Source organism: Stenotrophomonas sp. STEN018, from assembly GCF_056760235.1.
This window is the reverse complement of record NZ_JBRREK010000020.1, coordinates 36,136-49,773: the sequence shown is the minus strand read 5'-3', so window position 1 is coordinate 49,773 and position 13,638 is coordinate 36,136. Positions and strand designations below refer to the sequence as shown.

Below are 13,638 nucleotides of genomic sequence, written 5' to 3'. Positions count from 1 at the left end.
GCAATCCGTAACGGAGGCTGCTGGCAATGCCGATTCGCACAGTTCCAGGTCGCCGTCGCTTTATTGCGCAGTCCACCACCTTGGGTATTCTCGCTGTGCTGCCTCCGGCGCGGGCGCTGGCTGCGTCGTGCAAAGACACTGCCAACAGCTCATGGATTCCGAACGACACCTTCCTCGCGGAGCTGCCTCGGATCATGCAGGCCTTCGCGGTCCCCGGTGTTGGCATCGCCGTCGTGGAAGACGGTGCTGTGGCTTGGAGTCGAGGTTTCGGCTTGGCCAATGCACAGACGCACGCGCATATCGATGCGCGCACGGTGTTTGAAGACGCGTCGCTCAGCAAGCCGGTGTTCGCCTATCTGGTGATGCAGCTGGTGGGACAGGGGCGAATCGATCTGGATGTTCCACTGGTTGGCTATCGGCGGCCCGACTATCTCGGCGATCATCCGTGGCTTGCGCTGATTACCGCGCGCGATGTGCTGCGGCATACGACCGGTTTGCCCGATTGGCGCAAGTCGCCAGCGACTGAAAAGCTGGTGCCGATGGTCAAGCCTGGTACGCGCATCAATTATTCCGGTGAGGCATTCGTCTGGCTGCAGCTGGTGGTTGAGGCGATCACCGGACAGAGTCTGGATGAGTCCATGCAGATGCATCTGTTCGGCCCGGCCGGCATGAAGGACAGCAGCTACACATGGAATGCGGATCTGGCGGAACGCTCGGTCTATGGTCATTCCGCGCATGATCGTGTGGATGGCGGAACGCCACGCCAAGTGCTTCGCGAACAATGGGGCTTCGCACAGCAGGTTGCAGATCGTTGGGGTAAGCCGCTGTCCGCGTGGAAGTACGCAGATGCCGAACGTGCGATGCCCCAAGTGCTGACGCTGGCGTCACCGGGGTTGGTGACATGGCCGGGCGATATCCTCGCCAATGCAGCAGCAAGCCTGCGTACGACGGTGCAGGATTATGCGAGCTTCCTGAGTCTGATGATGGCCGGGCGACAACGCGCGTCATGGGAGATCAGCGAGGTTGCGCGGCAGGCCATGCTCACACCGCAGATCAGCTTGCCTGGGCGATGGACCGAGAAAGGGCTGGGTTGGAATACAGAGCAGACCCGCGACGGCCCGGTTTTTTATCACTCAGGTAGCAACAGCGGCATCTTCAAGAACTTCGCGGTGGGTGATGCGCAACGCAGACGCGGGATTGTGGTGCTGACCAATGGAGGCAGCGGATCGTTGGTGCATCAGCGCGTGGTGCGTGCGGTGACGGGGTATGACCTGCTTTCCTACGATCTATAACCAAGCTTCTGCAACCTGATCGGTTGCAAAAGCTGCCCGGGCCGGATGCTCTAAGCGCCCCAGTTCGGCGTTTGATCCGGAGGTCATGGATCAACGAGGTGGTTCTGTTCAATGCATCTAACTACCCGCCATCGGCTTGGAACCCGGCCTTCCTGTGGCTGCCATCGCAGAATGGCTTGTTGCCGGAGTGTCCGCAGCGGCATAGCCAGGTTTCGGTTAGGCGATCGATTGTGCGACCGGTGCCGCTGACCACTTCGAGATTGCCGATGACGTGCAGTGGGCCGTTCCTGGTTGGATTCACCTGCAGCGGACCATCGCGTTGTGGCAATGCTTCGGATTTTTTCTCCGCCGGTTCGCCGGTGGCGATGAAACCGCACTCGACATGGCGGTGATCGCAGAAGGGTTTGTTCTGCGATTCGCCGCAGCGGCATAGCGTGGCGCGCATGCCTTCATCCTTGCCGGCGATCAGCAAGGGAGCGTTGAAGGCGAGGGGGCCGTTCTCGCGGATGTGTACCAGGTTCACTACCGGCGCCGGTTCGCTGTGCGTGCCGTCGTTGTATTCGTAGCGGATGGCGCCGGAGGGGCAGTTGCGCGCGATCAGCTCCACTTCTTCCGGGGCGACCGCATCGGGGTGGATCCATTCACCCACCACATTTGGCACGAACACGTCCGGATGGCTGAGCACGCAGTTGCGTGAGTGGATGCAACGCTCGCCGTCGAAGTGAATGGTGACGATTTTGCCGCGTACGGTTTCGGTTGCCATGGGCTGCCTCCGCTTCGGAATGCGCAGTGTCGCGCGGAAGAGGTGAAGGCGGGGCGTATACAGCCGTTTTTTTTGTGGGAGCGGCGTGAGCCGCGAAGCTGGGGCCAATGAAGTGGCGATCGGACGGGGCCCTGATAGGGGGCGAGCTTCGCGGCTTACGCCGCTCCCACAAGTTTGTTTGTTATCTGCGCACTGCCAGAACGCCATCCAGCGCCAGCTCGGCCTTGAAGCCGGCTTTCTGCAGGCGGTTGGCGACTTCGCGGGGGACGTCGCGGCCGCTGGTGAGCTTGTTTGGGGCGCCGGTGTAGTGGAACAGACGGCCGCCTTTGCGCAGCACGCGGGCGAGGTGGTCGTAGAACACCTGCGAATACAGCTCGCCGGCAATGCCGAAGCGCGGTGGGTCGTGCAGGACGGCGTCCATCGAGGCGTCGGCGATGCCTTCGATTTCCTTGGAAACATCACCATGGTTCAACTGCAGGCGGCCACCTGCGTGTTCACCATCGGGATCCGGTGACCACGGGTTCAGGGTGCGAAGCCACAGCACTTCCGGGCTCTTTTCAAAGGAGCGGATGGCGGCCACGCCTTCGTCCAGGCAGCAGGCGGCGAAGTAACCCATGCCGCCGCAGGTATCGAGCACCTGTTTGCCGCGTGGCTCCACCAGCGCCACCTTGCGGCGGGCGTCGTCCAGCGGCGAGATCTGCGCGCTGACCAGCATCTTGATGCCGTCGATCTCGAAGGTGGGGATACCCCAGTCGGTGGGCACCAGCTTGTACAGTCCGCTGCCGAAGCGCGAGGCGGCGCTGAACTCCTCGCCATCCCAGTAGTAGATGGTACGGTCCTTGAGTTTGGCCGGCCACGGGTAGCGCTGTCCGCGGTACTGCCAGCTGTCGGTGCTCAGACTGACCGGTTCCTGGCTGCGGCCAAGGTCGAGCGAGGTGCTGAACTCGCTGCTGCCTCTCTTCAGGGCGCTTTGCAGCTGCTCGAACAGGGGGCGGGTGAGCAGGGGGCCGGTGTAGTGGGGCATGGGGGCGAAGGCGATGCGGGGGAGGGAATGCTACCGCAGGGTGGGTTTTGGGGGTTTGGTTCTGCTCGAAGGGCACCCCTCCCCAACCCTCCCCTTGCCTGCGGCAAGAGGAGGGGGCAAAGGCCGCTTTGCTGCGAACTGGCAGGGTGTGGCTGTAGCTCCCTCCCTTTGCCGCAGGCAAGGGGAAGGTTGGGTAGGGGTAGCTTTGGACGTTCATGGAAGCTGGCCCAGCCAGCGCCCAGTAACCCAAGCAGGCATAATTCGCGCCCCTTATTTCGATCCCGCCAGCTCTCCCAGCGCTGGCGGCCAGCCCGTATGTCCTTCCTGCATTCTGAACTGGCGCAATGGCGCGCCAATCCCCTGCGTGAAATGTTGGCTGGCGCCGTGGCCACCTTCGCGCTGATCCCCGAGGTCATCGCGTTCTCGTTCGTGGCTGGGGTGGACCCGCAGGTCGGCCTGTTCGCCTCCTTCGTGCTGAGCATCGTCATCGCGGTGTTCGGTGGGCGGCCGGCGATGATCACGGCGGCTGCCGGCTCGGTGGCCTTGGTGGCGGCACCGCTGATCAGTGCGCATGGTCTGCCGTATCTGTTTGCCGCGGGTCTGTTGGCGGGCGCCATCCAGATCGTATTCGGCGTGCTGCGGCTGGGCGTATTGATGCGCTTTGTCAGCAGCTCGGTGCGCACCGGCTTCGTCAATGCGCTGGCCATCCTGATCTTTGCCGCACAGCTGCCGCAGCTGCATGGGGCCACGGCCGCAACCTGGGCGATGTTGGCGTTGGGACTACTGGTCATCTATGGACTGCCGCGGCTGCCTTTACCGGGCATGCGGGCGATTCCCTCGCCGCTGATCTGCATCGTGGTGCTGAGCGTGCTGGCATCGTGGCTGAAGCTCGATCTGCCCACCGTCGCCGATCTGGGCAAGCTGCCGGATGCGCTGCCGCAATGGATGGGTTTGCCGTCGTTGCCGTTTGATCTGGAGACGCTGCGCATCATCGCGATGCCTGCGTTGGCTATCGCGATGGTGGGCTTGCTGGAGTCGATGATGACGGCGCGTGTGGTCGATGAACTTACCGATACGCCAAGTTCCAAGAATCGTGAATGCACCGGTCTGGGTGTAGCAAATATCACCGCCAGCCTGTTCGGCGGCATCGCCGGCTGCGGCATGATCGGGCAGACCGTCGGCAACGTGAAGTACGGCGGACGTGGTCGGCTTTCGACCTTGTTTGCTGGCGTGTTCCTGCTGGTGCTGATGGTGTTGCTGAAGCCATGGGTTGGCCAGGTGCCGGTGATCGCACTGGTGGCGATCATGGTGATGGTCAGCGTGTCTACCTTTGATTGGCGCAGCCTTGGCGCCCTGGTACGGCATCCGCGCCTGTCTGGTGTGGTGATGGTGGCGACGGTGGCGGTGACGCTGGGTACGCACAATCTGGCGGCCGGTGTTGGCGTTGGTGTGCTGCTGAGCGGAGTGTTCTTCGCGTTGAAGGTAGCGCGCCTGCTGCGTGTGGAAGCGCTGGATCAGGCTGATGGCAGCCTTCGCTATGTGGTGCGCGGGCAGGTGTTCTTTGCGTCGGCAGATGCCTTCATTGATGCCTTTGATCCGCGCGTTGCTGAAGGGCGTGAGGTGACGATTGATCTATCTGGTGCGCAGCTGTGGGATATCACCGCAGTGGCGGCTTTGGAGAAGGTGGTCAGCCGCTATCGCCACCATGGTGTGAAGCCGCGTGTGCTGGGGTTGGATCGACAGGCGCGGGCATTGATGCGGCGGGTGCTGCGTGAGGGCGAGCTGGCTGTAGACGACCTGCCTTTGTAGGAGCGGCGTCAGCCGCGAAGCCGGTGGAACTGCCGATCACCAGGTTGATTGCAATTACAGGATCTTCTTCGGCCGGTAGTTCGGTGGCTTCGCGGTTTACACCGCTCCCACAAGCGTTGGCCACAGGTGATGCTGTTGTGGGAGCGGTGTAAACCGCGAAGCTGATGCACTTGCCGGTTGCCTGGGAGTTTGCAATTGCAGGAATTTTCTCGGCGGATGGTGCAGTGGCTTCGCGGCTTACGCTGCTCCTACAAACACTAGAGGGCTTACATCACGTCCCAGGCGTAGCCGCCGCGCTCCAGTACCGATGCCGCCAGCGATTCGACGATGTCATCTTCGTTGCGCTCCAGTCCCCGCACGTTGCGCGCCATGCGACGACGCGCTTGGCGGGCGAACAGGCGGGCGATCTTCACTGCGTCATCGGCCGCCGGGTGTCCCGCCTGCAACAGACTCTCCACGCGTGATAGCACGCATAGCCCAACGAACAGGTCGATGGCGATATCAGCCACACGCTTCTGCGCATGCTGCTGGTCTGCGATCTTCTTGCCGTGCTTGCGCAGCAGCCGGTCCGAGGCCTTGGACAGTTCCACTGTGTACTTCTCGCACAAGCGCGCCAGCGGCCGCAGTGCTTCGTTGAGTGGCGCGCGGATGCGGCCGGTGCCGTAGCCGGTGGCCTCGCGCACGCGGCGGCCGGCGTAGTCGCTGAGCACGCCGAAGCCCTTGATCGGGTCGTTGAAGATGCCTCCCACCGCAGTCTGCAGTTCGCTCAGGGTCGCGCCGACGCCCTTCAAACCGTTCAATGCCACGTACAGGCGCAGGATCTCGTTGGTGCCTTCGAAGATCGAGAGGATGCGCGTGTCACGGGTCATCTGCTCATAGGGCAGTTCGCGCATGAAGCCGTTGCCGGCAGCAATCTGCAGGGCTTCGTAGCAGCTGCGCTGCACTGCCTCGCTGGCGAAGATCTTGCTCATCGCCGCTTCCACCGAGTAATCGCTGCGGCCGCTGTCGATCAGGTGCGCCACCATCCACACCGTGCTTTCGGCTGCGAAACAGTCAGCGCTCATCTGCGCGATCTTCTCGCGCACCAGGCCAAACTCGGCAATCGGCTGGCCGAACTGCTTGCGTTCATTGGCCTGGGCGCAGGCCATGCGGATCAGTGCACGCATGCCGCCAACAGCACCGCCGCCCAGACCCGTGCGGCCGCTGTTGAGGATATTCATCGCCACCTTGAAGCCCTTGCCGACCGGGCCCAGCACATTGGCGGCGGGGACGCGCACATCGCTGAAGGCGACAGTGGTGGTGGACGAGGCGCGGATGCCCATTTTGTCTTCGTGCGGGCCGTGGCTGACGCCTTCCCAGCCGGCTTCGACGATGAAGGCGGTGACCTTGCCTTCGGGCGTGTCGGTACGCGCGAACACAGTGTAGAAGTCGGCGATGCCGCCGTTGGTGATCCAGATTTTCTCGCCGCTCAGCGTCCAACTGCCGTCATCGTTGCGCTGTGCCTTGGTGCGGATGGCGGCTGCATCGGAGCCGGCGCCGGATTCGGTCAGGCAGAACGCGGCGATCATCTCGCCGGTGGCCAGCTTGGGCAGGTAGCGCTGCTTCTGCTCGTCATTGCCGAACAGTAGCAGGCCCTTCATGCCGATCGAGCTGTGCGCACCTATGGTCAGCGACACCGAGCTGTCATGGCTGCTGGTCTGGCCCAACACACGTGCATAGGCGCCGTTGGACAGCTCCAGTCCACCAAATTCCTCAGGGATGATCAGGCCGAACAAGCCCATGTCACGCAGCGCCTGGATGAACTCCGGCGGCTGCTCGGCATCGCGGTCGTACTGGCGCAGATCGGCGGTCTTGTCGGCCAGGAACTGGTCGATGGCATCGGTCATCGCGCCCAGCATCTCGCGGTCACGCTCGCGGATCTGGGGATAGGGGAACAATACATCTTCGGCGATATGGCCAAAGAACAGCTGCTTGGCGATGCTTTCATCCAGGTTCTGTGCTGCAACGGTATTCACGTACGGCTCCTTGTGCTGCGAACGATGACGGCGTTTGTCCGATGATGACCCACTCTTGCCACAGGTTCACGCATTCGAAGGGCACAATCGTGGAACTCGTTGCGCTCTTGTCGGTCTCTGTCCTGTGCGTTTGTACCGTGACAGGGCCGGTTCGTGCTCTGCGTCGTGTTTCTGATGGAGTTGCATGCGTTCTGACCGTTCAGCCGAACCGCTATCGACCCGACTGACCGCCGGCGTTATTGCTTTGGCGTTCATGTCAGGGCTGGCGCGCCTTATGTTGCAGCTGCCGGAGCTGAACGTAGCGCGGGAAGAGACGCGGATCCAGCTGCGCTGGTTGGCGCCGTCAACGGCGCCTGCCGTGGCCTCACTGCCGCAACAAGCGACGACAGCGACAGCAGCCATGTCGCATGAGCAGGCAGCACCGGTCGCGGCAGTGGTCGATGGACGAGCAGTTGCGGCCAAGGTGCCACCTGCGCCGGTAGCGGCTGCTGCGAACGCACCTGCGGCAGCGCAGGCGGGGTGGTCGCAGCGACTGTATGGCAAGGACGGCAACTTGGCGGTGCCCCAGGACGGCGCAGATTCACGCCAGAAGAGTGCGACCGAACGCGTGTTCGAACACCGTGATGAACTGGCTACCGGCGTCGGCGAGCGGCCGCTGGAGAAAATGGTCTCCGGCATGTTCGAGGACAAGACCAAGCCGCCGACCCTGGGTCAGATGGGGGCGCGCTTGATTCACGGCCCGGACATTCAACCTGCGCAGGCACGGCGCCCGCCTGAGGTGGCGTTCAACCCCAACCTGCATGAGCGCAAGTCCGACCTCGGTAGCGAAGCCACCGGAGATGCCTATAAGGCGGCGCCCATCCGCTACGAAAAAGCGCCGGACATGAAGGGTGAGGCCAGCCGTCGCATTCGTGTTGCGCTGGGCGCACTGGAGCAGCGCTATCCACGTTGCAATGCGCAGCAGCGCGGGCAGTGGCTTGCCCCGGTGATGACGCACCTGGATGCACTGCAACGCGCCGAATACCGTTACAACAACGGGGCCGATCCGGTTGAGGCAGAGCACAGCCTGCTCAGTGCTGCCGACAGCGCCTACGACATGGCACGGCGCGCGCTGTGGGATGCCGAGCGACGCATGAAAATGTGCACTTGAGCGGAGGTCATCGCGGGCCAGTGGCGAGCCTTGCTGTCGTCATTGCCGGTGCTCATTGACCAGGCTGTGCGTCATGTGATGGACAAACCGGGACAAACCAGGACGACTTTCCTAAGCTATTGTCTTTAAATGACTTTTCATGGTTTTGCATGCCTAGAATCGGGCGTCTTCCCTTTCTGGTGTTGCGATGAAGTCGATCGGTCTGTTGTTCTCCACGTTGGCACTTGTTTCCACATTTGGCTGTCAGGCAACGCCGGTGCCGGTGCCGTCCGCAGGCGTGGGCGTCGCTCCCGGGCATAGCCATGCGCTGCCCAAGCACGCGCTGGTTGGCTACCTGCATAACTTCGACAACGGTATTGGCGTCTTGCCGGTCGGCAAGGTGGATGAAAGCTGGGACGTGATCGTGCTGGCCTTCGCCGATGACAAGGGCGAAGGCAAGGTGGCCTTCACTCCCGATCGCGCATTGGATCGCACGCAGCTGATCGCCGACATCGCCGCCAAGCGTGCGCAGGGCAAGATCGTGGTGCTGTCGTTCGGTGGCGAGCTGGGCACGGTGACCTTGAACACGCAGCGCGATGAGGACAACTTCGTCCGCAGCACCGCCGATGCGATCAACACCTACGGCTTCGATGGCATCGATGTCGATCTGGAAAAGATTGCCGGTGTGGTGCACGGTGCTCCGGTTACGCCGCACCTGATCTCGGCGGTGAAGCGCCTGCACGGCATGTACCCGAACCTGTATGTGTCGATGGCACCGGAGCACCCGTATGTGCAGGGTGGCTTTGTGTCGATGGAAGGTATCTGGGGCGCCTATCTGCCGCTGATCGACGGCCTGCGTGAGGAGCTGGATCTGCTGCACGTGCAGCTCTACAACAACGGCGGGCTGCCCACGCCCTACCGCGCCGAGAAGTACCCGGGTGGCAGCGTGGACATGATGGTGGGCTCGGCCAAGATGTTGATCGAAGGTTTTGATCTGGCCGGTGGCAAGGGGCGGTTTGCAGGCTTGCGTGCGGATCAGGTTGCCTTGGCGTTGCCGTCGGGTTTGCGCGCTGCAGGCAATGGTTATGCGACGCCGGCGGATATCAATCGCGCCTTCGATTGCCTGACCACGGCTACACAATGCGATGAGGTGAAGCCGAGTCAGCCGCATCCGGATTTCCGTGGGGTGATGACCTGGTCGATCAACTGGGATGTGGCCGATGGGCGTGCGTTTTCGGTGCCGGTAGGCGGGCATCTGCGGGCGGCGCAGGGGCGTTGATTGCGGTGGGAGCTTTTGCGGTTTTGGTTTTTAGTTGAAGCAAAAGCAAAAGCTCCCCTCATCCGGTGCTTCGCACCACCTTCTCCCGTGAACGGGAGAAGGGAAGGCTCAAAGCCAAGGCTCAAAGCCAAGGCTCAAAGCCAAGGCTCAAAGCCAAGGCTCAAAGCCAAGGCTCAAAGCCAAGGCTCAAAGCCAAGGCTCAAAGCCAAGGCTCAAAGCCAAAGCCCAAAGCTCAAAGCCAAAAGCCAAAAGCCAAAAGCCAAAAGCCAAAAGCCAAAAGCCGATCTATTTCGCATCTCTCAGGTCTGCGCCTTCACTCCACCCAGAAATGCACCAGCGTCACCAGCTCATCGCGGCGAAACCCGGGATACAAGCGCTCCATCACAGCCAGTAGTCCCGCAGGCGTACGACAGCCAGGATCATGCTCATCGCGCAGATCGGCTTCATCCAGGGCATCAAAAGCCCGCAGTTCGGTCTGCAGTGACAAGGGGCCAAGCGGGCGGCCTTCAGCCAGTTCGATACAGGCCAGCGCCACCCCATGCCAGCGGGCTCCTCGCCGTACGCTGGTGTTGCGTCCGGTATGGAACTGAGGGTTGTCGAAGCCGAGCAGAGGCACAGTCATGGGCGCTGGAATGGGCTGGAAAGCAGGTATTCATTCTGGGCGCGATTGGCGTGTTTTTCATCACCTGCCGTTCAAGCAGGCAGGCTCAGCATCGTTTCCTTCCTCACGATTGGACCTGGCCCCATGCCGCGCGTGGCCGCGCTTGTGCTGTTGCTGCTGTTGTACGGGCTGTGTGCGCCGTTGCAGGCGCGCACGGTGTACCGCTGTGTGCAGAAAGGCACGGTGAGCATGGCCACCGCGCCGGAGCCAGGCTCCAGTTGCAGGGCCATCGAGGTTGACGACAACGCTGTGCAGACGCCCAATCTATGGGGCAATTTCGGTGTGTTCAGCGGCACCCTGTACGAGCGTGAGCAGGACGGCAAACTGGTCTATTCCACCCGCAACCTGCCGGGCTCAGCGCCTTATCTGCGTTTCACCGTGGCCACGCCACCGGGCGAGCCGGCCCATGAAGGTCTGGGCCGGGTGGGCACGCCACAGTTGAATCGGCACGCCCCTCAATTCCGCGCTGCGGCCAAGGCGACCGGTGTGGACGACGCCTGGTTGCGCGCCGTCGCCCATGCCGAAAGTGCGTTCGATGAGAAAGCGGTGTCACCCAAGGGCGCGCAGGGCGTGATGCAGTTGATGCCGGAGACTGCGACCGAGTACGGGGTGAGCGATCCCTTGTCGCCAGCGCAGTCCATCAATGGCGGCGCGCGCTACATGAAATCGCTGCTGCGTCGCTACAACGGTGACCGGACGCTGGCGGCAGCGGCTTACAACGCCGGGATCGGGGTGGTGGCGCGTTATGGCGGGGTGCCGCCTTATGCGGAGACCCGGCAGTACGTGGACAAGGTGTTGGCCTTGTATGGGCGCTACCGCGAGGCGATGGGGACTGGGCCGGAGCGGCCGGCGTTGTAGTCGGGCCTTTCGGGATTGAGGAAGACAAAAGCGGAGCAAAAGCACCCCTCCCCAGCCCTCCCCTTGCCTGCGGCAAAGGGAGGGGGCGGATCGTGCAGTGCCGCTGCTTTGGCTTGAGCTCCCTCCCTTGCGCAGCAGGGGAGGGTTGGGGAGGGGTGCTCTGGCGTTGCAGTTCAGCCAGCCCCCATCTCAAGCAGCCGCAACTGCTCCCAGCCAACGTGATGCATCAGCTCGCGCACCACCACCAGCGCGGCCACGAAATCCGGCCGCTCCGGCAGGCCCAAGCTCTTCGCGGGCATCCCCGCCGCTACCTGCGCCAACTGATTGAACGCCCGCTCGACTTCGTCGATGTCCAACTCGCAGATCGCCTGCGACGGATAGCCCAACATGCCGGGCAAGGGCGCCAGCACCGCATCGGCACATTCCAGCACCTCCAGCGAATCCAGGCGCAGGGCCGGAATCCACGGCATCAAGGCATCTTCGGTACTGGCAATAGCCTGCTCCACTGCACGCTCGGAAGGCGGGAAATGCCGCAGGCCGGCCTCCAGCAGCGAGGACAGTGACAGTGGCAGGCTGATGTCCGTGGTCCGCCCGGCTTGCAGGCGGATCGCGTCTTCTTGCAGATATAGATGCATACGGTTCTCCACCATGCAGGGCTTTCGGCGGTTCCGCCGCGGGCCGTGAGCGTCTATCGTGCCGGGTCCGTAGTTGGTTGGGTGTACATGGATCGCAAACATTGGGTAATTGCCGTCATCGCCGTTACTGGTGCCGCGCTGGCTGCCAGCTTCGTGTGGGCACCACAGGCGCCAGCACCAGCTGGCCCGCCGCCTACGCCGCTGGGCTGGCAGGCGCAGATCGAGCTGCTGGGCGGCGACGGCGTGGCGGGCAACAGCGCAGGCAAGTCCACGCAGACCCGTTTCAGTGATCCCTGGGGCCTGGCGATGGGCGGTGGCGTGTTGTTCGTCGCCGATGCCGGTGAGAACAATCGCATTCTGTATCGCGGCCTGGACGGGGCCTTCCAGGTGCTGGCGGGTGGCATTGAAGGCTTTGCCGACGGCCAAGGCGCCGCGGCGAAGTTCAACACGCCTTCGGGCATTGCCTTGGATACGCAGGGCAATCTGTACGTGGCCGACACCGGCAACCACGCCATCCGCAGGATCAGCACGCAGGGCCAGGTCACTACCTTGGCCGGTGACGGCACGGCGGGCTTCGCCGATGGCAAGGGTGTGCAGGCACGCTTCAATGGACCGATGGGTGTGGCGGTGGGCGCAGACGGCAGCGTCTATGTCGCCGATACCTGGAATGACCGCATCCGGGTGATTGCTATCGACGGTACGGTCAGCACCCTGGCTGGTGGCGCACTGCCGGGTTGGGAAGACGGGCAGGGCGCACAGGCGCGTTTTGATACGCCGACCGACCTCAAGTTCGATAGCCACGGCAACCTCTGGGTCGCCGACCTGCAGAACAACGCGCTGCGTACGGTCAGCAGCACTGGCTTGGTCAGCACCCGCGTCGGCACGCCCAATGCCGATCGCGTGCTGTGGGGGCCGATGACCTTGGCCATCACCCATGACGATGTTGTCTACGTGGGCGAGCGCCAGAGCGGACGTGTGGTGCAGCTGTCTCCGCATGGCCATATGGTGGCGGTGGCCGGCAACGATGCGCAGCGCTTCGCGCGCCCGGCGGGGCTGGCGCTGGCGCCGGATGGCAGCCTGTTGTTGAGCGATGCCGATGCTTACCGAATCCATCACTTGCTGCCGCGCACTGCGGCGACGGCCGATGTGCCACCGCAGCTTGGCCCCTCGCCAGATAACCCGCTGCCCGCCAACCAGGGGCGCTGGCCGCTGGCGCCACAGCTGGGCTGGCATGAAGTGACCGGCACGCTGGGTGAGGTGCGCGGCAACTTCAGCGGCGAGAGCCGCCATCATCTGCATAGCGGCTTTGATGTGCGTGGTGATGTGGGCCAGGCCGTGCTGGCCGTCGCCAGCGCCAAGGTCAGCAGCCCGGCATCGACCTGGTCACTCGGTGGCCAGGCTGAAGGCCTGTCGCTGGACAAGCTCGATTACATCCACATGAAGGTTGGCCGCGATGCATCCAACCGTGCGCTGGACCCAGCGCGCATGCAGCTCGTATATGACGAAGCCGGCCAATTGGATCGCGTGCGCGTGCGCCGTGGTACGCGCTTCCAGCCCGGTGATGCACTGGGCAGCATCAACAACCAGGCACATGTGCATCTTGCAGTGGGCCCATCAGGATACGAACGCAATGCAGTGCGTCTTGGCTTCTCCAACTACGCCGATCATGTCGCCCCGAAAATCGATGACATCGCCCTGCTCGACAGCAACAACCAGCGATTGACCGAGAAGGTGGATGGCCGCCTGCAGGTGCCGCGCGATGGCGGTGGTCTGCAGCTGGTGGTGGAAGCCTGGGACCAGGTCGACAACAACCTGCCGCGACGCCGCCTTGGCCTCTACAGTCTGGGCTACCAGATTTTTGATGCCGCCGGCCGCGCGCTGCCCGGTTACGAACAACCGCGGACCAACATCGTTTTCAACCGCATGCCGCCACAACGCGAGGCGGTGAAGCTCGCCTATGCGGCGGACAGCGGTATCACCGTGCATGGCAGCAGCAGTACCCGCTTCCGCTATGTGCTGACCAATACCGTGCGTGATGGTCTGCTGGGAAGTGGTGAACTACAGCCGATGGAGCTGCAGCCGGGAAACTACACGATTCGGATCACTGCGAAAGACTACAGTGGCAATGAAGCCGCGCTGGGCAGCGCACTCGATATCCGCATTGCCCAGTGAT

11 protein-coding genes are annotated in these 13,638 nt (G+C 63.0%); 6 read left to right on the top strand and 5 right to left on the bottom strand.

The window, feature by feature from the left end:
- Positions 1–26 precede the first annotated feature (26 nt).
- Positions 27–1,292 carry a serine hydrolase domain-containing protein gene (locus ACVOMB_RS09730; protein WP_481530985.1) on the top strand — a complete coding sequence of 422 codons (1,266 nt, stop codon included), beginning with the start codon at positions 27–29 and terminating at the stop codon, positions 1,290–1,292.
- Positions 1,293–1,413: 121 nt separating this feature from the next.
- Here the strand turns inward: ACVOMB_RS09730 and ACVOMB_RS09725 are convergent, their stop codons facing one another.
- Both ACVOMB_RS09725 and ACVOMB_RS09720 read right to left on the bottom strand, forming a co-directional pair.
- On the bottom strand, positions 1,414–2,055 hold the full coding sequence (locus ACVOMB_RS09725) for a CDGSH iron-sulfur domain-containing protein (protein WP_481530984.1): 642 nt from the start codon (positions 2,053–2,055) through the stop codon (positions 1,414–1,416).
- Between the two features lie 181 nt (positions 2,056–2,236).
- Positions 2,237–3,079, bottom strand: coding sequence for a class I SAM-dependent methyltransferase (locus ACVOMB_RS09720; RefSeq protein WP_481530983.1), 843 nt, complete (start codon positions 3,077–3,079; stop codon positions 2,237–2,239).
- A 315-nt stretch (positions 3,080–3,394) separates the two neighbouring features.
- On the opposite strand from ACVOMB_RS09720, the gene ACVOMB_RS09715 reads away from it, so the two are divergent.
- Positions 3,395–4,888, top strand: a complete 1,494-nt coding sequence (locus tag ACVOMB_RS09715) for a SulP family inorganic anion transporter (RefSeq protein WP_481530982.1) — start codon at positions 3,395–3,397, stop codon at positions 4,886–4,888.
- 266 nt (positions 4,889–5,154) lie between these two features.
- On the opposite strand, the gene ACVOMB_RS09710 is transcribed toward ACVOMB_RS09715, so the two are convergent.
- Positions 5,155–6,903, bottom strand: coding sequence for an acyl-CoA dehydrogenase family protein (locus ACVOMB_RS09710; RefSeq protein WP_481530981.1), 1,749 nt, complete (start codon positions 6,901–6,903; stop codon positions 5,155–5,157).
- A gap of 184 nt (positions 6,904–7,087) precedes the next feature.
- Between ACVOMB_RS09710 and ACVOMB_RS09705 the strand changes: the two genes are divergently transcribed.
- Positions 7,088–8,053, top strand: a complete 966-nt coding sequence (locus ACVOMB_RS09705) for a hypothetical protein (RefSeq protein ID WP_481530980.1) — start codon at positions 7,088–7,090, stop codon at positions 8,051–8,053.
- 187 nt (positions 8,054–8,240) lie between these two features.
- Positions 8,241–9,311 carry a chitinase gene (locus ACVOMB_RS09700; RefSeq protein ID WP_481530979.1) on the top strand — a complete coding sequence of 357 codons (1,071 nt, stop codon included), beginning with the start codon at positions 8,241–8,243 and terminating at the stop codon, positions 9,309–9,311.
- Between the two features lie 313 nt (positions 9,312–9,624).
- Here the strand turns inward: ACVOMB_RS09700 and ACVOMB_RS09695 are convergent, their stop codons facing one another.
- Positions 9,625–9,933, bottom strand: coding sequence for an ASCH domain-containing protein (locus ACVOMB_RS09695; RefSeq protein ID WP_481530978.1), 309 nt, complete (start codon positions 9,931–9,933; stop codon positions 9,625–9,627).
- A 123-nt stretch (positions 9,934–10,056) separates the two neighbouring features.
- Here ACVOMB_RS09695 and ACVOMB_RS09690 point away from each other — a divergent pair, with 123 nt between their 5' ends.
- On the top strand, positions 10,057–10,830 hold the full coding sequence (locus ACVOMB_RS09690; protein ID WP_481530977.1) for a lytic transglycosylase domain-containing protein: 774 nt from the start codon (positions 10,057–10,059) through the stop codon (positions 10,828–10,830).
- Between the two features lie 173 nt (positions 10,831–11,003).
- Here ACVOMB_RS09690 and ACVOMB_RS09685 read toward each other — a convergent pair whose 3' ends face one another.
- Complete coding sequence (locus tag ACVOMB_RS09685; RefSeq protein WP_481530976.1) at positions 11,004–11,465, bottom strand: hypothetical protein; 462 nt, start codon at positions 11,463–11,465, stop codon at positions 11,004–11,006.
- Between the two features lie 87 nt (positions 11,466–11,552).
- On the opposite strand from ACVOMB_RS09685, the gene ACVOMB_RS09680 reads away from it, so the two are divergent.
- On the top strand, positions 11,553–13,637 hold the full coding sequence (locus tag ACVOMB_RS09680) for an NHL repeat-containing protein (protein ID WP_481530975.1): 2,085 nt from the start codon (positions 11,553–11,555) through the stop codon (positions 13,635–13,637).
- Position 13,638: the final 1 nt, after the last annotated feature.